Source organism: Rhodococcus sp. 27YEA15, assembly GCF_049739425.1.
Taxonomy (GTDB): domain Bacteria; phylum Actinomycetota; class Actinomycetes; order Mycobacteriales; family Mycobacteriaceae; genus Rhodococcus_F.
The window spans coordinates 43223-62095 of sequence record NZ_JBMHHW010000001.1 but is presented as its reverse complement, the minus strand read 5'-3'; the positions used below and the strand labels follow the sequence as shown (position 1 = coordinate 62095).

The window sequence follows — 18873 nt, the reverse complement described above, 5'->3', positions numbered from 1 at the left end:
CCGTCCACCGCACCATCGGAGAAAGCAGGAACACATCATGGCCACGTTCGTCGCCATCGGTCATCACGGCCCGCTCACCGAGGCCGAAGCGCTCGACATCGCACAGCGGCAGGTTCCCTGGTTCGAAGCCAGACTCGCCGACGGGTCGATCCGTCAGATCTATGCACTGGTCGGAGGTGGACGTCTGGTGATCGGTGAGGCCGATTCGGCGACAGAGTTCGAGGCTCTGCTCGCGTCGGGTCCTGATGCACCGACGCGTGCATGGTCACGCATCGCCGAACTGCGCGACGGCCTCGAGATCGCACGCGAGTACGTCCTGGCTTCCCGGGAAGCCAGGACGGAGCCCGGCGATGAGTAGCGCAGACGTGTTGACGGTCAAGGGGTTCGGATTCAATCCGAAAAACCCGTTCATATCCGAGGAGTACTACTTCTACCATTTCCAGGAGATTCACGGGCCGGTCGCACTGGAAATGGATCAGATTCGCCGATACATCCAGTTGCACGGCACCTCGCAGCGGCTCGCGCCGTTCTCGCAGTCTATTTATCTGGCGCATGCGGAATGCTGGTTCGAGAGCGTGGATTCACATCAGTCGTGCAAGGATGATCCGAACCGGCTGCTCTCCGGTCGCGACGGACTCACCTTGCATGACAAGACCCCCGGTCGGCAGGTCGAGCTGTCCACGATCGAGTCGGTGAAGTTCGGACACGACGTGGAGCCCGGCACCGAAGGGTTGACCAAAGGTGTTCTGTTGGTACGCAAGCACCACACGGCGGGCACGGCGGAGTTCCAGTCCTGGTGGCACAACACTCTTCCAGCTCTGGTGCGCTCGACAATTCCCGGACTGGTGCGTCACGTCCAGAGCGTTGCCGATACCGACCGGTACCTCGACTGCAATCCGGTCTTCGACGGGGTTCTGGAGCTGTGGTGGGACGATCCGGCGCTTCTCGACACCGGGGTGGACCTGACTGATTTCGCCGCACATCTCAAAGGCAGCCCGATCAGCTTCCAGGACACTGTGTCCCACGTCGGCAAGGAAATACGTATCCGCTGGCCCGGCCACCCGGAGCAGCGCCGCAGCCCGGAACGGGACCGCATCAGCGGCCTCGACATCGTGCGGATGCCGAACTGGCTGCTCGAGCAGTTCGGGCCTCGGTAGAGACAGGAGACGGAAAATGTCAGATACAGAGAAGGCTTCGCCGGGATCGCCGAAGCGCCGAATGGTCTTGATCCAGACGCTGGGCTTCGGGGACGGATTTTGGTCGGTCGGTACCGACGCCGCCGGTGGGCCGATGGCTTATCCGAGCGTCCTTCACACCGTGAAGCGTTGCGAGGAAGGGAAATACGACGCTGTTTTTCAGGGTGACACCGTCCAGACCACCCCGGCCGCGCTACGGTTTCCGCTGTACCGCTCCTCACCCTTCGAGCCGATCACGCTCATGGCGTATCTGGCTGCCCACACCGAGAACATCGGAATCATCGCCACGGCGTCGACCACCTACTCCGAACCCTACAATCTGGCCCGCCAATTCGCGTCGATGGACCTTCTCTCCGGCGGTCGGGCCGGGTGGAACGTCGTGACCTCGGGTACGGGTGAGGACTACCGAAATTTCGGACTCGACGAGCTGCCGTCGCACGGTGACCGCTATCGGCGAGCCACCGAATTCGTCCAGGTCACCCGTGCACTGTGGCGCAGCTGGGACCGAGATGCGGCAAGTGTGCGCCCGGACCGGAGCGTCGACGTCGATCCCGACAAGATCCACAAGATCAACCACGTAGGTGAGTATTTCCGGGTACAGGGCCCACTCAACGTGCCGCAACCGGCGCAGGTCGATCCGCTGATCGTCCAGGCCGGTGCTTCCCCGGAGGGGATAGATCTGGCGGCGTCCATCGCGGACATCGTCTTCTCCCTGCAACCGACTCCGCAGCAGGGCCGCGACTACGTGGAGCAGATACACTCTCGTTCCCGCGAACTCCGGCCCGAGGTGAGCCCGCCGATCGTGGTGGCGGGAATCCGCTGCTTCGTCGGCACCACCGCGGCGGAAGCGATCGAGAAGCGTCGGAAATTCCTGGCGGGCATCGATTTCGAGGCAAACCGCTCCCGCGTGGAACTGTTCCTGGGGATCTCGCTCTCGGATCTTCCCCTCGACGAGCCGGTTCCGCTCGACAGGTTGCCCGACACGTCGGATTTCCAACGGCACCAAGGCTTCTACCGACGCTACTGGGAGTACGCCGTCGTCGAACGCGCCACAGTGCGCGATCTGGTGCAGTTGGACTTGCACTGGGTGGTCGTCGGTGACCCGCAGACGGTGGCGCGCGAGATGGCGGGCAGGTTCGACGCCGGAATCTGCGACGGATACAACTTCCAGGCCGCGGACGTGGAATCGTTCGAGCTGATGATCGACCTGGTGGTTCCCATTCTGCAAGAGCAGGGGTACGTCCAGACCGAGTACGCATCGCCGCACCTGCGTACCAGCCTCGGCCGCGTCCTTGAATCCTGACTCCACCCGTACCGAACGAGAAGAAAAGGCCGACCGATGACCGTCACCCACTCGAATCGCACCACCGTCCTCGTCACTGCCGATGCCCTGGCCGCCGAATTGTCCTCGGCGACACCACCGGTACTACTGGACGTCAGATGGGCGCTGGGCGTGACCGACAATCATGCCCCCTATCTGGCCGGGCATATTCCCGGAGCGCGATTCGTGAACTTGGACGCCGAGCTCGCCGCTGCCCCGTCGCCTGCGCTCGGCAGGCACCCACTTCCGGACGTGGCGGACCTGCAGAAGTCCGCGCGGGCCTGGGGAATCGAGGACGACTCGCAGGTGGTGATCTATGACGACAGTTCCGGTTTGTCTGCCGCGCGCGCCTGGTGGCTGCTCCGGTGGGGCGGCCTCACAGCCGTGCGCGTGTTGGACGGCGGCCTGAGTGCCTGGAAAGCACGCGGCGGTGAGGTGCGGACCGGCGAGCCGGCGCCGAACAGCCCGGGTGCAGTGCGCCTCGATGGTGGGCACCTCCCAGTCGTCGACGCGGACGGCGCAGCGGCACTGGCCTCTACCGGCGTACTTCTCGACGCCAGAGCGGCCGAGCGCTATCGCGGAGAAGTGGAGCCGGTCGATCCGCGGGCCGGGCATATTCCGGGTGCGATCAGCGCGCCCACATCCGAGAATCTCACCGACGGATATTTCCTCGACGAGGTGGCGCTGGCGGAGCGCTTTGCCAGGCTAGGAGTGTCGGGCGACAAGACTGTGGCCGTGTACTGCGGGTCCGGGGTGACGGCCGCTCATCTGGCACTGGCTCTTGCGGCCATCGGCGTGTCCGCAACTCTGTTTCCCGGTTCGTGGAGTCAGTGGTCGAACGATCCTGCGCGTCCGGTCGCCGTCGGCAGCGACAATGGCGAGGAAATGCGATGACCACGTCGTTCGTTCCGGTGTTGCCCGATGGCGATTGGATCGATTCACCCGAGGTGGTCGACGCGTATCGCTGGGATCGGTCGGGGTGGCGGCCGGCCGGCCGGCCGCACGGGCTCGTCGTCGCACGCACCGTTGCCGATGTGCAGGAGCTGCTACGGCAGGCATCCGATGCCGGGGTTCCGGTGGTCCCGCGCGGAGCCGGAAGTGGGCTGGCGGGCGGTGCATCCGCCACCGACGGAAGCATCATTCTCGAGCTGAGCCGGATGAACCGAATCCTCGAGATCGCTCCGGCGGATCGTCTGGCCGTGGTCGAACCCGGTGTCGTCACCGCAGATCTGGACCGAGCCGCCGGGGCTGTCGGCTTGCGCTATGCCCCGGACCCGGCCAGTGTCGCAATCTCGACGATCGGTGGCAATATCGCCACCAATGCCGGCGGGTTGCGGTGCGCCAAGTACGGGGCCACCCGCGAATCGGTACTCGGACTGGATGTGGTGCTCGCCGACGGAGCGCTGATCCACACCGGCCGACGTACCGTCAAAGGCGTTGCCGGTTACGACCTGACGTCTCTGTTCGTCGGCTCGGAGGGGACCCTCGGCGTCGTCGTCGGCGCCACGGTGAAACTTCGACCGCTACCGAGCACCGTGGTCACGCTCGGCGCATCGTTCGAATCCATCGACACGGCAGCGGCCGCAGCGGCCGCGATCGGCACACTGGACGTGGAGCCGGCGATGGCGGAACTACTGGATTCGGCCACCCTGGCCGCTGTCGCAGACCATCTGGGGCGACGCGTCGAGGGCGGGGCCTACCTTCTGCTCCAGACCGACGGGCCCGCTGCGCATCTCGAGGCCGAGGCGGTGGCTGCAGTGCTGCGGAAAAGTGCGATCTCCGTGGAAATTGCCACCGACGACGCGCGCGCGGAACAACTCGTCGAACTACGCCGCAGTGCATTACCTGCCCTGGAACGTCTCGGCCGGGTGTTCATCGAGGACGTGTCCGTGCCTCGGTCCCGACTCGCGGAGATGATCCGTACCGTCGCCGACATCGCCGCGAGAACCGACACCGCGATCTACACGTTCGCGCATGCTGCGGACGGCACGGTGCATCCACTCGTGGTCACCCCGTTCGCAGACGAAGGTGACGAACGGGCACTGACTGCGGCCGGTGAGATCTTCGCAGCAGCGTTACGCCTCGGTGGGACCGTGACCGGCGAGCACGGTGTCGGCGCGCTCAAGCGTCGTTGGCTGGAAGAGGAAGTGGGCCCCGGCGTCACCGCGCTGCACCACACCATCAGTCACGCCCTCGATCCGAAAGGGATCCTGAACCCAGGCAAAGCCATCTGATTACACCGCCCCGTGCACGTCATACGCCGAAACGTAGCTCCCCACACGCACACCAATATGGACTATTGTCGCAAAAGCCATTTTTATCGTGTTTACCTTTCAGGAGCCTTTCCGATCATGTTCTCGGTGCGACGATCAGCTTGTTCCGCCATTGCCTCACTGTCCTTGGTCGGAGCCACTGCACTACTCGGCATCCCTGCCTCGGCATCCGCCGACACGGTCGACTGCGGATCGGTGTCCACCGGGTCGCCGGCCGGGCCGGCTTTCGGATCACCAGCCGGGCCGGCTTTCGGGTCACTGTCCAGACCGGATCTCGGATCGCAGTCCGCGAAGACCGAGAACTCGCCGTACCTGTGCGCCGAGACCGGCGATATCGTCGACGTCCGCATCGGGGACGTACGAGCAACTCAGCCGTCCGTCGGCTACGACCAGGTGTACTACAAACTCGGGCGCTATTCGCTCGGGAAAGACTCGATCAACAAGAAGTTCGACGACTGGTGCGAAGCCAACGGTCAGGGCGAGGCCAAGAGCGCAAGCGCCACCGCGACGCTGACAGATCCGTCGACCTTCACCTGCAAGATCGCTGTCGGCAAGGAAACCGCGTCGAGCAAGGCCGAGATGAAAACCGTGGTGGTCGGCCCGCGAGGCGCCCTGTATCTGACTGACGGTCATCACACCCTGACTTCCTTCTACGAAACATCCGGCGGTGGAGCGAATGTTCCGCTGCGACTTCGGGTTGTCGGAAATCTCAGCTCGCTGAGCGAGAGCCGGTTCTGGACCGAAATGGCGGCGAACAAGTGGGTGTGGACACGCGACGCCGAGAACAACCCGGTCATTCCTCAGACTCTTCCGAAGAATCTCGCTCTGGCGGGCTTCCAGGACGACAAATACCGGAGCCTGGCGTACTTCTCGCGCGATATCGGATTCTCTTCCACCGGAATTGCGTTTCAGGAGTTTTACTGGGGCGCCTGGATTCGCGATTCTTCCTCGGTGGACCTGCATTCGTGGAACACCGGCGATTTCGCGAGTTATCTCGATACTGTCAAGGCCGTGACCAAAGCTCAGACACTCCTGCCGGGATCGGCCGTGGTGAACGGTAATTCAACGGCCAAGGACCTGGGAGTGCTCTCTTCGTGGAACGACGGCAAATCGGAGTCGAAGGGCGAATTCGCGAAGCTCTCGACGCCGTACTCCGACAGCAAGCCGGGCAAGCTCGCCTATGCCTTGGCGTACAAGGCGACTCTCTGATCTGAGGATCTCGACCCCAGTACGAGCAGACGGCACCGGATGTGTGAGGCATCCGGTGCCGTCTTCGTACACGAGCGTCACCGCCGAGGTCCTGCCGCGGGCGACGACGAATCCACGTTGATCTCCCTCGCCCACTCGCTGGTCTGGATCGGTGACTCATAGTGCAAGATCGAACGATGAGGGAGATCGTCATCGCGCGCGCGACCGTCGACGACGCAGCGGAAATACTTGTTCTGCAACGCTGCTGCTGGGTAACGGAAGCCGTGGTCAACGGCAGTACGGATATTCCGCCGCTTCACGAAGACCTGCCAACCGTGCGAGCCTGGGTTCAGGCGTCGACGGTCTGGACCGCTCGACTCGACCACCGCCTCGTCGGAGCCGTCCGTGGTACTTCGGACGACGCCACCTGGCAGATAGGCCGCCTCATGGTCGCGCCCGACCTGGCGGGCAACGGACTCGGTCGACGTCTTCTGGAACATGTCGAACAGCAGGCACCGGCTCACATCACTCGTTTCGCCCTGTTCACCGGTAGCAGGAGCGCGCGCAACATCCGTCGATACCTACGCGCCGGATACGATCCATTACCCAAGACCGACAACGATATTCCCGGGGTTGTGTATCTGGCGAAGGATCGCTCGCACTAGCCCGGTGGCCGCACCACGATCACTCGACCCTGTTCGGTGCATCCACCTCCCACCGAACGTGCGTGACGAGCGGTTCCAGACTCAACCTGCTGACGGCGGATTCGAGCAGTCCGTCGTCACGTTCGGCGGCCACCAGTTCCGCGACCACCCGCACTCGATCGCTGTCCGGGATGTCGAACGACTGGACCGATCGCAGCTGGAACTCCGGCCGTGAAATCGACTGCACCGTCAAACCCCTGATATGCGCCTCGGCGTCAGCTCGGCACGTGACCTCGAAGGTGTAGTCGGCCGGCGGCACTTCCCGGCCGACTCGCACGGGCTGATGATCCATCATCCGCCCCAACGGACGCAGCAACGTGTTGGCCGACATGATGGCTGCGGTACCTGCCACCGCTACCCAGTACATGCCGCCGCCCACCAGGGCGCCGACCGCAGCGGTGGCCCACAGCGTGGCTGCAGTGTTCAGGCCGGTGACGGTGGCACCCTGCTTCATGATGACTCCGGCACCGAGAAAACCGATCCCGGAGACGATCTGCGCCGCAACACGTGTCGGATCGGCATCCGGCCCGTCGAACCCGTACGCACCCATGATGACGAAGAGCGTGGCACCCAGACTCACCAGTGCGTTGGTCCGCAGGCCTGCCATCCTCGAGCGCCATTGCCTTTCGATACCGACGCCGGCGCCGAGCAGCAGCCCGAGTGCTATCCGTACGAGGATGACGTGGATCTCCACAGTGAACTCCTACAGCCAGGTCGCGAAGCGACGGATGAACATGCCCTTGGCTGCCTGGGTGACGATGCAGTAGGCAGCGAGGGTGAGGATCAGCCACGGGAAGTACGTCCACGGCAGTGACACGAGCCCGAGCGAATGGCCCAGGTCCGTGAACGGAAACACCAGTGCGAACACGCACGCAGCCCCGGTGCTCAGGAGTACCGGCAGTGACGCCCGCGACTCGAGGAACGGGATCTTGCGGGTACGGATCATGTGGACGATCAGGGTTTGGGAGAGCAACGACTCGATGAACCACCCGGATTGGAACAGTGCTGCATGCTCCGGGGTGTTCGCTGCGAAGACGAACCACATCAGAGCGAAGGTCGTCATGTCGAAGATCGAGCTGATCGGTCCGATGAACACCATGAACCGGCGAAGGCTCTGTGTTTCCCACTTGCGCGGCTTCGACAAGAACTCCTTGTCGACACGATCCCAGGGGATCGTCAGCATCGACAGATCGTAGATCAGATTCTGCAGCAACAGAACTACCGGAATCATCGGGATGAACGGCAGCAGCGCACTGGCGACCAGGACCGAGAACACGTTGCCGAAGTTCGACGACGCGGTCATCTTGACGTACTTCCGGATGTTGCCGAAAGTGCGACGGCCCTCGATGACACCCTGTTCGAGAACTCCGAGATCCTTCTCCAACAAGATGATGTCGGCCGATTCGCGGGCGATGTCCGCTGCCGTGTCCACTGAGATTCCGACGTCCGCGGCGCGCAGTGCCGGTGCGTCGTTGACCCCGTCGCCGAGGAACCCGACAGTGTGGCCGACGCGTCGCAACGATTCCACGATCCGCGCCTTCTGCATCGGATCGGCCTTCGCGAATACCGTCGTCCGCTCCACCAGTTCGTCGAGCGCGTCGTCGTCGAGTGTTTCCACCTCGGCACCGGAGACGACGGTTCCGACATCGATACCGACTTTGCCGCAGACGGTTTCGGCTACCAGTTCGTTGTCACCGGTCACCACCTTGACTGCAACACCGTGCGCGGACAGCACATCGATTGCTCCGGCGGCCGAGTCCTTCGGCGGGTCGAGGAACGCAAGGAGACCGACCAGCGTCATACCGGTCTCGTCGGCAGTGGAGTAGTCGCGGCGCTGATCCTCGGTGACCGTGCGAGTCGACACCGCCAACACGCGCTTACCCTGGCCGTTCAGTTCGGCCACCAGCCGATCGACTCCGGCCACAATCGCGGGAGTCAACTCGCGCACCGCACCGTCGAGCTCGACGGAGCTGCACACCGAAAGTAGTTCTTCTACTGCACCTTTCGTCACGACCAGATCCGCATCGCCCTCGGTGATCACCACCGACATGCGGCGCCGCTTGAAGTCGAACGGAATCTCGTCCACCAGTACGTGCCGACGGGTCAGGTCCTCCACCAGTTCAGGTCCGGCAGCATCGATGACGGCGTCGTCGATCAGGCTTCGCAGCCCGGTCTGGTTGACGGAGTTGATCGCGGCAAGCCGCAGCACACCGTCGGAGCGCCGTCCCGCCGTGTCGAGGTGCTCACCGAGAACGATACGGTCCTCGGTGAGCGTCCCGGTCTTGTCGGTACACAGCACATCCATGGCCCCGAAATTCTGAATGGCGTTGATCTGCTTGACGATCACTTTCCTACGCGACATGTGCAATGCACCCTTGGCAAGATTTGCCGTCACGATCAACGGCAGCATCTCCGGTGTCAGCCCCACCGCGGTGGCAACGCCGAACAGCAAGGCCGAGCTCCAGTCCTTGGTCAGTCCGTTGATGACGAACACCGCGGGCACCATGATCATCATGAACTTGATCAACAGGTAGCTGACGTTCCTGACCCCGACGTCGAAGCTGGTCTCCGGCCGCTTCGACGCCAACTGTGCCGTCATCGCACCGAAGTAGGTGCTCTTTCCGGTGTGCAGCACCACAGCCGTTCCGGAACCCGACACCACCGAAGTACCCATGAGGCCGATGTTGTCGGCTTCGAGGAGTCGGTCGGTATCGAGCGCGGACGACGGTTCGGACACCTTCTCCGCCGGCATCGATTCGCCACTGAGCATCGACTGGTTGATCTGCAGGTCTTTGGCCCGGATGATCCGGACGTCTGCCGGAATCATGTCTCCCGCCGCCAGTTGCACGACGTCTCCGGGTAGGAGTTGTTCGATCGGAATCTCGACGGTGACCACCGTATCGTTGATCTTTTCGGGTGACCGCGACGGTGGTGGTCACCATTGCCTTCAAGGCCTCGGCGGCACGGCTCGAGCGGTATTCCTGCCAGAACCGGAGTGTGACGCTGACGGCGATCATGACGCTCAGCGTGATGACACCGGTGTAGTCGGGGCCGTCGACTGGGTCTGCCCAGACGATGTCGGTCATCACCATGATCATGGCGAGGAACACCAAAATCAAGATGAACGGATTCTTGAATGCTTCCGCGAACTGCACGATCGCCGGGGCCGGGCGATCGTGGCGGACGTCGTTGGGACCGAATTGCGTACGCAGGTCGTCGATCTGATCGCAGCGCAGTCCGTTGGCGGTTGTGGTGAGATCCGCCAGAACGGTCCGCGTGTCGGCAGTTGCGTAGTCGACCAATTCCTGAGCCCTTTGCTTCGCCAGGATCGCGGAATTCGTCTGTTGTGGAGCCCTTTTGATGTTGCGTGACCGTAGGGCGAGAACTGAAAATGACATGGCAGGTCCCCTCGGCAGCCCGGACGAACGCCGGTGCGCGACATCGTCAGGGCAGCAGAATGTGCTGAGCGAGAGCAGAAGTCGTCAGCGGACGCGGCGGTGCCGCGTGGATGGGTCCGAGGATGCGAAGCGGCAGGTAACCGAAGAAGGACAGCGGTCAGCGACCGAGGTGAGCACCGTCGGCAGGAAAAAGATGGCGAGTCGGATATCGACTGGGCGGGTCGTCCACGGTGGTCACCTCCTGACAGATCGGGCATCGGCAGATGCCTCATGGCGTGCACGCAGCACGAAGTCAGGATGAAACGAATATCGACGCACTCTCGCCGCCACCGGAAAATCCAGCTCGACCTGCGAAAACACCTCCACGTCCGAGTTTTGGCACTGCACGACGTGTCCCGGTCTCAACCAGGAAGCCACTTCGGATCACCCCTTAAGCCGGGGAGATCTGTCCTAACCTTGGGCGTCTCTCGACGTCGTGAGATCAGTGGCCTGTGTTCGTGCAGAAGCCTCACCTAACGAGGTACTGCCCCAAGAGAGTAGTTCTCAAATACGTTGACTGTCAATCGAGACGGCTCCACATCGCAGGTTCGCCGGCGCTAGGCGAGAGCGTTTCTACGTCGGCAGTCCGGAGCGGGCAAACGCGCCGGCGAAGAGGGCGGTGACGGCTGCGCCGATCACTTCACGATCAACTTCTTCCGGATCGACGGAATGCTCGAGCACAAGCCCGGACATCAGGGCCATCAACGAAATAACGGTTGTCCGCACGTCCAGGGAATCGGCGACTCCCCAGTCCCGCGCACGTTCGTAGAGAAGATCGGTCAACTGACTTCTCAAGTGACGTCGCTCACGCAGATATGCCTGCGCGACGCTCGGGTCACGCCCGGCCATGACGCCGAACTCCAGCACGAACAGCGACCACCCCGGATCGTCGACCACCCAACTTGCAATCGACTCGGCACCCTGGCCGGCGGCATCGGTCAGATTCATTCCGGCGATCTCGGCAAGTATCCGGCCGGCCATCTCCAGGGAGCGTTGGGCGAACAACTCGGCGAACAGATCCTGTTTCGACTCGAAGTTGGAGTACACCGCCCCCTTGGTGAAGCCGGCGCGGCGGGCGACTTCAGTGAGACGTGCAGCACTGAATCCACGCTCGGCAAACTCCTCCGCCGCAGCGTCGAGCAGTCTTCTGCGCACCACGTCACGTCCGGGGCGGGTCGCCGGGGTCCATTCCGCTTGACGAGATTCAGACACGATACCTAGAGTATTCAATACCTTGGGTATCGACAAGCGTTTCACCCGGCAAGAGGAGTTCACTTCCATGACCACCACACCACCAGCCCACGCGGCACCAACTCGTCCGGCAACTACTGCCGACCACCCGAGCGACAACCTGTTGGCCAAGTACGGCTCCACCAAGGTGATGTCCGTGTTGTTCGTCGGAGTACTCCTGCTTCAACTGGGCTTCATCCTCAGTTACGTGGCCGCCTTCCATCAGCCGACGCCCCGCGACATCGGTATCGCGGTCATCGCAGAGCAGGGCGCTCCGGCCGGTATCGACCAGCAGGTCGCCGACAAGCTCAACGCCATCGACGGCAATCCCCTGGACGCGCAGGTGATCGACAGCACTGCCACTGCTCGCCGGATGATTCACGATCGAGAAATTCTTGGTGCCTTCGTCGTCAACCCGGCCGGTCCGGACACGTTGATCACCGCCAGCGCCGGTGGCAGTTCCATCGCGACGTCATTGGAAGCGATCTTCGACCAGGTCGAGTCGAGCCAGAACCGCGAGTTCGTCGTCCGCGACGAGGTTCCGGTCGGCACACACGACAACCGCGGACTGTCCGGCTTCTACCTCTCCGTCGGCTGGGTCGTAGGCGGATACCTTCTGGCCGCCGCGATCGGACTGTTCATCGGAGCACCGAAAACACTGCGCCAGGCCGGCATTCACACCGGCGTGATCGCAATCTATTCGATCATCTCCGGAGCGTTGGGTGCCCTCATCACCACTCACATCCTTGGCACATTCTCCGGGCACTGGTTCCCGCTCTGGATCCTGGGCGCCGGAGTGGTCTTCGGAACTGCCATGTTCACCATCGGACTACGCGCTGCCATCGGCGTTCTCGCGGTTCCGTTGGCGATCGCAGTGTTCGTCATCCTCGGCAACCCAAGCGCCGGAGGCGCATTCGGATCCAACGTGATCCCGTCGTTCTATGCCGCGATCGGTCGATGGATCACCCCCGGAGCAGGCACCGAGGGCGTTCGAAGCATCGTCTACTTCAGCAACGTCGGAATCGGCCAGCCCGCACTGACTCTGTTCATCTACGCCTTCATCGGCGCCGCGCTCCTGTTCGGCTTCACCGCACGCGCGAGCCGACGGTCCGCCGACGTCGCCCCCGCACCTGCCGTTGCGGACGCCGTCTGACGCTTCGGTAGTTCCGTCTGAAATCGCGACGCCGATGCCCTTCGCCCATGCGGAGGGCATCGGCGTGTTCAGGCGAAACTCGGGCGGCTTTCTCGAGAGTCGACGCACTCGACACTCGACGCAGCAGCGCGAAGTTCCGAACGGACTTGCCACGGCCGTCGCCCGTATCAGTCGTGGCGGACGCCGCCCGGCCTTACCCTGGGTTCATGACGAGCCTTCTGCATCCCAACGCCGCGCACGTCGCCGAGATCCTGATATCGCGAGGCCACCACGGCATCATCGTCACCCAGGCCGAGGCGACGCACACCGCCGCCGACGCTGCGGCCGCTGTCGGGGTCGACGTGGGCGCGATCACGAAGTCACTGGTCTTCCTCCTCGACGACGATCCGGTGCTGCTGTTGGTGTCCGGGGCGCATCAGGTCGATCTCGACAAGACCGGCCGGCGGATGGAAGGAAAGCTCACTCGCGCACCGCTGGAGACGGCGAAGGCCGCGACGGGCCAACCCATCGGCGGAGTGGCCCCGCTCGGTCACCCCACCAATCTGCCCACCTACGTCGACACCGCACTCGCGCAATACCCCCAACTGTGGGCCGCCGCCGGGCACCCCACCACCGTCTTTCGCACCACATATTCGGAACTACTACGAATCACCGCCGGGCTCGCGATAGACGTCGACTGATCCGCCCGAACCCACGCGGGAGAGCACCCCTTTATAGTTGAAGCCACCATGTTCAGCGCGCGAAGAACCCCCACCACACTCTGGCGACGACGGCACGTCGATCTGTGCCGCACCGACGCGTGCCTCTGTACGTCTGACACAGTTTGAATCAAGCACATTCCATATCTTGCGTTTCTAGCCGGAGAGTTCCCGTTGTCTGACAAGCCGAATGCCGTTTCCAGCCACACCACCACCGATGCGTCCGCGACGCCGGAGTTGTCCACGGGCATCAGTGCCGGCGATTACCGCGCCGCACTGGGACGCCACCCCGCCGGAGTTACCGTCGTGACTCTCGATTCCGTGAACGGACCGGTAGGCTTCACCGCCACCTCGTTCTCCTCGGTGTCGCTCGAACCGCCGCTGGTGTCGTTCAACATCGCGGAGACGTCGTCGAGTATCACCGCGTTGAAAGCCGCCAAGTCGTTGGTGATCCATCTCCTCGGAGAGCATCAGCAGCACGTGTCCCAACGCTTCGCGCGTAGTGCCGATCAGCGTTTTGCCGACAAATCGCTGTGGGGCGTCCTCGAGACCGGCGAGCCGGTCATCCACGGCACCCCGAGTTGGATTCGAGTGACCGTCGATCAGCTGATCCCGGTCGGAGACCACACTCTCGTCATCGGGTTGGTCACCCGGGTGCACGCTGAGGACGACGACGAGTCGGCTGCCGCTCCCCTGCTCTACCACGAGGGAAAGTACTACCGCCCCACGCCACTGGACGACGAACCGGCATAACCCACATCCCTCATACGAAAAAAGTTGCCGACAAGGTGCTTTCGAGATGCTGATCGCGTCTGGGAGGCACCTTGCCGTGTACGGCCGGGCTGTCGTCGCAGACATGCGCCCGCCTCATTCGACAGACAGGACATCCCATGACTTTCAGTGCCGCCGATTCTCGTTACGACACGATCCGGTTTCGCCGGGCCGGTCGCAGCGGATTACAGCTTCCCGAATTCTCGCTCGGTTTGTGGCAGAACTTCGGTGACAACCGCAGTTTCACCACGCAGCGCGACATCGTCCTGCGTGCCTTCGACCTCGGGGTCACGCATTTCGATCTGGCCAACCGGTACGGGCCACCGTCACGGTCCGCGGAGAAGAATTTCGGCCGGATAGTGCGCGAGGATCTGTCGCCGTATCGCGAGGAGATCGTCGTCACGACCAAAGCCGGTAATCCGATCGGCGCGAGCCCGTACCTCTCGGGTGGATCGCGCAAGCATCTTCTCAGCTCTCTCGACATCAGCCTTCGTGATCTCGGGCTGGACTACGTCGACATCTTCTACTCGCACAGCCCTGATCTGAACACACCGCTCGAGGAGACGGTGGGAGCCCTCGTGTCGGCGGTCCGTTCCGGCAAGGCTCTGTACGCGGGTATTTCGAACTACGGTCGCGATCGTGCTCTCGAAGCCGCCCACCTTCTCGCCGCCGAGGGTGTCCCGTTGCTTGTTCACCAGTCGCGATACTCGATCCTCGATCAACATATCGATCGAGACGGAATACTCGACGCCGCGACGGAGACCGGCACCGGGACCATCGCGTACTCCCCGCTGGCACAGGGATTGCTCACCGACAAGTACCTGAGCGGCAGCGTGCCGCAGGATTCCCGCGCCGCAGACAGCGCGTTCCTGTCCGCGAACGACATCACCGCCGACTACGTCAGCCACGCCGAGGAACTCAACCGTATCGCGCAGGAGCGTGGCCAGAGTTTGCCACAGCTTGCGTTGCAATGGGTTCTGCGCCGCCCCGATGTCACGTCGGCACTGATCGGGGCCAGTTCGGTTGCACAACTCGAGCACAACCTCGCAGCCACCGGATTCGCGGAGCTGAGCACCGACGAGCTTGCCCGTATCGACGCACACGCAGTCGATCTGTCACCTCGCTGACAGCGCGAAGCCCCCGGCATCCGTACACCGGCGGTACTTGCTGTGCGCCTTTGTCAACCTCCCGCGGTCAATAAAGGCGCACAGCAAGTTACAGTGCTACGTACTTCGTGTCGAGGTACTCGTCGATACCTTCGGTGCCGCCCTCACGGCCGAAGCCCGATTCCTTGACGCCCCCGAACGGCGCCGCCGCATCGGAGATCGCACCCCGGTTGACACCGACCATGCCGGTATCCAGCTTGCCGGACACCCGCATCGCGCGGTCCAGATCACGAGTGTAGAAATACGCCACCAGTCCGTACTCGGTGTCGTTCGCCGCCGCGATCGCCTCGTCCTCGGTATCGAAACCGACCACTGCCGCAACAGGCCCGAAAATCTCCTCCTTCAGCAACCGCGCATCGGCCGGCACCTGATCGAGAACCGTCGGAGTGAAGAAGAACCCTGCCCCTTCGGGAGCCGACCCACCGGTCCGCACCCGGGCACCCTTGGCAACAGCGTCGTCGACGAGCCCGGTGACGGTAGCGAGTTGCTTGGCGTTGATCAACGGACCGATATTGGTGCCCTCGGCATCACCAGCGCCCACCTTCAAGGCGGCGACCTTGGCGGTGAACTTCTCGGTGAACTCCTCACGCACCGAGTTCGCGACGTAGATGCGGTTGGCCGCAGTGCAGGCCTCGCCGCCGTTACGCATTTTCGCCAGCATTGCGCCGTCGACTGCTGCATCGATGTCGGCGTCGTCGAAGACCAGGAACGGCGCGTTGCCGCCCAACTCCATGGACGTGCGAAGCAGCTTGTCGGCGGCGTTGCGCACCAACAGCTTTCCCACACCCGTCGAGCCGGTGAACGTGACCTTACGCAGACGGGAATCGTCCATCAACGGTCCGCTGACCGCTGCCGCGTCGGACGTCGGAAGGATCGAGAGCACACCGTCGGGCAGACCGGCGTCGGCGAATACCTGGCCGAGGAGCTGCATGGTCAGCGGGGTGTCCTCGGCAGGCTTGACGATGATGGTACAGCCGGCCGCGAGAGCCGGTCCGATCTTGCGGGTGCCCATGGCGAGCGGGAAGTTCCACGGCGTGATCGCCAGGACCGGTCCGACCGGCTCCTTGGTGACCAGAATGCGACCGTTACCGGCCGGCGCCTGCGTGAAACGTCCGCCGATACGGACGGCTTCTTCGCTGAACCAGCGCAGGAACTCACCGCCGTAGTTGACCTCACCGCGGCTCTCCGCCAACGACTTACCCATTTCCAGCGTCATCATCAACGCGAAATCGTCGGTGCGGGCGTGCAACAGATCAAAGGCGGTGCGCAGGATCTCGCCGCGCACCCGCGCCGGGGTGGCCGCCCAGTCGTCCTGCGCCGCTGCGGCGAGGTCGAGGGCGCGGGCCGCGTCGGCTGCGGTGGCATCCGCGACCTGGGCGAGTTCTTCGCCGGTGGCGGGGTTGTACACCGCGAAGGTCTGCTCGGCGGGAACGAGCTTACCGCCGAGCCAGAGACCCTGCGGTACCGAGTCGAGAAGATCGGAGACGTTCGACATGTCAGTTCTCCTGTGCTGCAGAGCGGATAGCGGTCTCGAGAACCGTCAGGGCGTCGTCGAGCAACTCCTCGGAGATGACCAGCGGCGGGAGCAGACGGATCACGTTTCCGAATGTACCGCAGGTGAGGATGACGACACCGGCGTCGAGGCACGCAGCCGCAACGGCCTTGGTGATGTCCGCGTCGGGTTCCTGCCCACCCGGCTTGACGAATTCGATCGCCAGCATGGCGCCGCGACCGCGAACGTCACCGATGACGTCGAGTTCCTTTGCCAGCGCAGTGATCCGGCCGAGAACGGTGGTCTCGATGGTGCGCGCACGGGCAGCCAGGTCCAGCACACGCATCTGGTCGATGGATGCCAGCGCGGCGGCGCAGGCAACCGGGTTTCCGCCGTAGGTGCCACCGAGGCCACCGGGGTGGACGGCGTCGATCAGGTCGGCACGGCCGGTGACGGCGGCGAGCGGCAGTCCGCCCGCGATGCCCTTGGCGAGCGTCATCAGGTCGGGGACGATGCCTTCGTGATCGCTGGCGAACCAGGAACCGGTGCGAGCGAAACCGGTCTGCACCTCGTCGGCGATGAAGACGACGCCGTTCTCCTTCGCCCACGCGACGAGCGTCGGCAGGAATCCTTCTGCGGGAACGATGAATCCACCTTCACCCTGGATGGGCTCGATGAGGATCGCGGCGGTGTTGGCTGCGCCGACCTGCTTCTCGATCATCGTGATGGCGCGCTGCGCGGCCTGCTCACCGGTGATCGTCGAGCCGTCGACGTTCAGTCCCTCACGGAAGGGGTACGACATCGGGACGCGGTACACCTCGGGGGCGAACGGGCCGAAACCGCTCTTGTACGGCATGGACTTCGACGTCAGTGCCATCGTGAGGTTGGTGCGGCCGTGGTAGGCGTGGTCGAACACGACGACGGCGTCGCGGCCCGTGGCATGGCGGGCGATCTTCACCGCGTTCTCGACGGCTTCGGCACCGCTGTTGAACAGCACCGACCGCTTCTCGTGGTCGCCGGGGGTGAGTTCGGCAAGACGCTCGGCGACCTCGACGTAGCCCTCGTACGGGGCGATCATGAAACAGGTGTGGGTGAAGTGCGCGACCTGATCCTGCACGGCCGAGACGACTGCCGGGTTGGAAGCGCCGACGCTGGTCACCGCGATACCGGCACCGAGGTCGATCAGCGAGTTGCCGTCGACGTCGACGATGACGCCGCCGTCGGCGTCGGCGACGTAGACGGGGAGGGTGGAGGCGACGCCTGCGCCGACTACCTTCTTGCGGCGCTCCGCGAGTGCAGCCGAGCGCGGCCCGGGGAACTCCGTGACGATGCGACGTTCCTGTGGAAGCCGATATTCGATTGCACTCATGTGACCACCCTCTCGGTTGTGTACTGCATTCGAGTATGCGACCCACAGGTTCCGCGAAACACTGCCGAAATGGACAATCAAGATCGGCCGGTTACTCCATATCGGCACGGCCCTGGCCTTGCCGCCAGGCGGAAGATCACGGCCCACGGGAGGTGATCCGAGCCGCAGAGCTCAGGCCGACATTCCGCGCCAGATGACGTCGAATGCAGCGTGTAGACGCACCTTCGTCTCCGAGTCCTCGAATCGATCGCCGCGCACCACGATCTGGTGATACGCCGCACCGGAGATCGCGTCGAAGCATGCCTCGACGTCAAGGTCGGCACGTAAAATGCCCCGCTCGATACCAACACGGAAGGCCGATTCCAGCGGGACACGACGCCGCGCTACATGCGACGACCAGTAGGCTTTCTGGAGTGCACGGTCAGCCATCACGAGGCGGATCCGGTGCCGGAAACGCACGTCGGAGTATCCGGTCGCCGTCACCGAGGCCGGATCACCCACCATGACGGCGACCACGCCCGCACGCAGGTCGCCGTCGGTGGGAATGTCGGGCGGTACGACGCGTCCGAAGTCGAGTGCCGCAGCGACGATAGCCGTCGACGACGGCCAGCGGCGGTACAGAGCCGCCCGGCTGACGCCGCTGAGTTCGACGATCCGTGCGACCGTCACGGCCTCCTCCGCGTCGATGAGCGCGAGCGTCGCGTCGATGATCTGTTCGTCGAGGGCGTCGTCGCGGGGACGGCCGGGGCCGCGGTGCACTGCGATCGCGGACTCGCGGGCCGTTGCCGACGTCACAGGTCCAGCGCCCACTGTCGCAGCCGGGCGATCTATCTCGATTTCGAGAACGCCTGTATTCAAACTTCGAAAGGTATCCG

18 protein-coding genes, 1 pseudogene and 1 riboswitch are annotated in these 18873 nt (G+C 63.7%); of the genes and pseudogenes, 12 read left to right on the top strand and 7 right to left on the bottom strand.

The genetic code is table 11. The features are described 5' to 3' along the window. The first annotated feature begins 37 nt into the window (after positions 1–37). From ABH922_RS00255 to ABH922_RS00225, 7 genes are all read left to right on the top strand, one after another. The gene (locus ABH922_RS00255; RefSeq protein ID WP_424805021.1) at positions 38–358 is read left to right on the top strand and encodes a hypothetical protein; all 321 of its coding nucleotides are present in this window, start codon (positions 38–40) and stop codon (positions 356–358) included. Continuing rightward, positions 351–1157, top strand: a complete 807-nt coding sequence (locus ABH922_RS00250; RefSeq protein ID WP_424805020.1) for a hypothetical protein — start codon at positions 351–353, stop codon at positions 1155–1157. The genes ABH922_RS00255 and ABH922_RS00250 overlap by 8 nt, the downstream gene beginning before the upstream one ends. A gap of 16 nt (positions 1158–1173) precedes the next feature. Further along, the gene (locus ABH922_RS00245) at positions 1174–2499 is read left to right on the top strand and encodes an NtaA/DmoA family FMN-dependent monooxygenase (RefSeq protein WP_424805019.1); all 1326 of its coding nucleotides are present in this window, start codon (positions 1174–1176) and stop codon (positions 2497–2499) included. Positions 2500–2535: 36 nt separating this feature from the next. After that, on the top strand, positions 2536–3411 hold the full coding sequence (locus ABH922_RS00240) for a sulfurtransferase (protein WP_424805018.1): 876 nt from the start codon (positions 2536–2538) through the stop codon (positions 3409–3411). After that, positions 3408–4751, top strand: a complete 1344-nt coding sequence (locus tag ABH922_RS00235) for an FAD-binding oxidoreductase (RefSeq protein WP_424805017.1) — start codon at positions 3408–3410, stop codon at positions 4749–4751. Before ABH922_RS00240 ends, ABH922_RS00235 begins: the two co-directional genes overlap by 4 nt. 117 nt (positions 4752–4868) lie before the next feature. After that, positions 4869–5999: a ParB/Srx family N-terminal domain-containing protein gene (locus tag ABH922_RS00230; protein WP_424805016.1), complete on the top strand. Its 1131-nt coding sequence runs from the start codon at positions 4869–4871 to the stop codon at positions 5997–5999. 176 nt (positions 6000–6175) lie between these two features. Continuing rightward, the gene (locus tag ABH922_RS00225; RefSeq protein ID WP_424805015.1) at positions 6176–6643 is read left to right on the top strand and encodes a GNAT family N-acetyltransferase; all 468 of its coding nucleotides are present in this window, start codon (positions 6176–6178) and stop codon (positions 6641–6643) included. 19 nt (positions 6644–6662) lie between these two features. Here the strand turns inward: ABH922_RS00225 and ABH922_RS00220 are convergent, their stop codons facing one another. From ABH922_RS00220 to ABH922_RS00205, 4 genes and pseudogenes are all read right to left on the bottom strand, one after another. Then, positions 6663–7376, bottom strand: coding sequence for an MgtC/SapB family protein (locus ABH922_RS00220; protein ID WP_424805014.1), 714 nt, complete (start codon positions 7374–7376; stop codon positions 6663–6665). A gap of 9 nt (positions 7377–7385) precedes the next feature. Further along, complete coding sequence (gene mgtA / locus ABH922_RS00215; RefSeq protein ID WP_424805013.1) at positions 7386–9578, bottom strand: magnesium-translocating P-type ATPase; 2193 nt, start codon at positions 9576–9578, stop codon at positions 7386–7388. Positions 9579–9834: 256 nt separating this feature from the next. Then, positions 9835–10080 (bottom strand): annotated as a pseudogene (locus ABH922_RS00210) (cation-transporting P-type ATPase); the annotation flags it as partial. A 353-nt stretch (positions 10081–10433) separates the two neighbouring features. Further along, a riboswitch (M-box (ykoK) riboswitch) is annotated at positions 10434–10607 on the bottom strand. A gap of 85 nt (positions 10608–10692) precedes the next feature. Next, positions 10693–11274, bottom strand: a complete 582-nt coding sequence (locus ABH922_RS00205) for a TetR/AcrR family transcriptional regulator (RefSeq protein WP_424809509.1) — start codon at positions 11272–11274, stop codon at positions 10693–10695. Between the two features lie 124 nt (positions 11275–11398). On the opposite strand from ABH922_RS00205, the gene ABH922_RS00200 reads away from it, so the two are divergent. From ABH922_RS00200 to ABH922_RS00180, 5 genes are all read left to right on the top strand, one after another. Then, a complete protein-coding gene (locus ABH922_RS00200) occupies positions 11399–12502 on the top strand; it encodes a hypothetical protein (protein WP_424805012.1) in 1104 nt (367 codons plus the stop codon). Positions 12503–12708: 206 nt separating this feature from the next. Further along, positions 12709–13182 (top strand): YbaK/EbsC family protein, encoded by a 474-nt coding sequence (locus tag ABH922_RS00195; RefSeq protein ID WP_424805011.1) that lies wholly within the window; start codon positions 12709–12711, stop codon positions 13180–13182. A 48-nt stretch (positions 13183–13230) separates the two neighbouring features. Further along, a complete protein-coding gene (locus tag ABH922_RS00190) occupies positions 13231–13329 on the top strand; it encodes a putative leader peptide (RefSeq protein ID WP_424805010.1) in 99 nt (32 codons plus the stop codon). 45 nt (positions 13330–13374) lie between these two features. Then, positions 13375–13953, top strand: coding sequence for an NADH:FMN oxidoreductase DszD (gene dszD, locus ABH922_RS00185; RefSeq protein WP_424805009.1), 579 nt, complete (start codon positions 13375–13377; stop codon positions 13951–13953). Positions 13954–14090: 137 nt separating this feature from the next. Beyond that, entirely contained in the window at positions 14091–15098 is a 1008-nt protein-coding gene (locus ABH922_RS00180) for an aldo/keto reductase (RefSeq protein ID WP_424805008.1), read from the top strand. Positions 15099–15186: 88 nt separating this feature from the next. Here the strand turns inward: ABH922_RS00180 and ABH922_RS00175 are convergent, their stop codons facing one another. The 3 genes from ABH922_RS00175 to ABH922_RS00165 all read right to left on the bottom strand — a co-directional run bounded on the left by ABH922_RS00175 (position 15187) and on the right by ABH922_RS00165 (position 18856). Further along, positions 15187–16632 carry an NAD-dependent succinate-semialdehyde dehydrogenase gene (locus ABH922_RS00175; protein ID WP_424805007.1) on the bottom strand — a complete coding sequence of 482 codons (1446 nt, stop codon included), beginning with the start codon at positions 16630–16632 and terminating at the stop codon, positions 15187–15189. 1 nt (position 16633) lies between these two features. Further along, positions 16634–17998 (bottom strand): 4-aminobutyrate--2-oxoglutarate transaminase, encoded by a 1365-nt coding sequence (gene gabT, locus ABH922_RS00170; RefSeq protein WP_424805006.1) that lies wholly within the window; start codon positions 17996–17998, stop codon positions 16634–16636. Positions 17999–18169: 171 nt separating this feature from the next. After that, on the bottom strand, positions 18170–18856 hold the full coding sequence (locus tag ABH922_RS00165; RefSeq protein ID WP_424805005.1) for a TetR/AcrR family transcriptional regulator: 687 nt from the start codon (positions 18854–18856) through the stop codon (positions 18170–18172). Positions 18857–18873 lie beyond the last annotated feature (17 nt).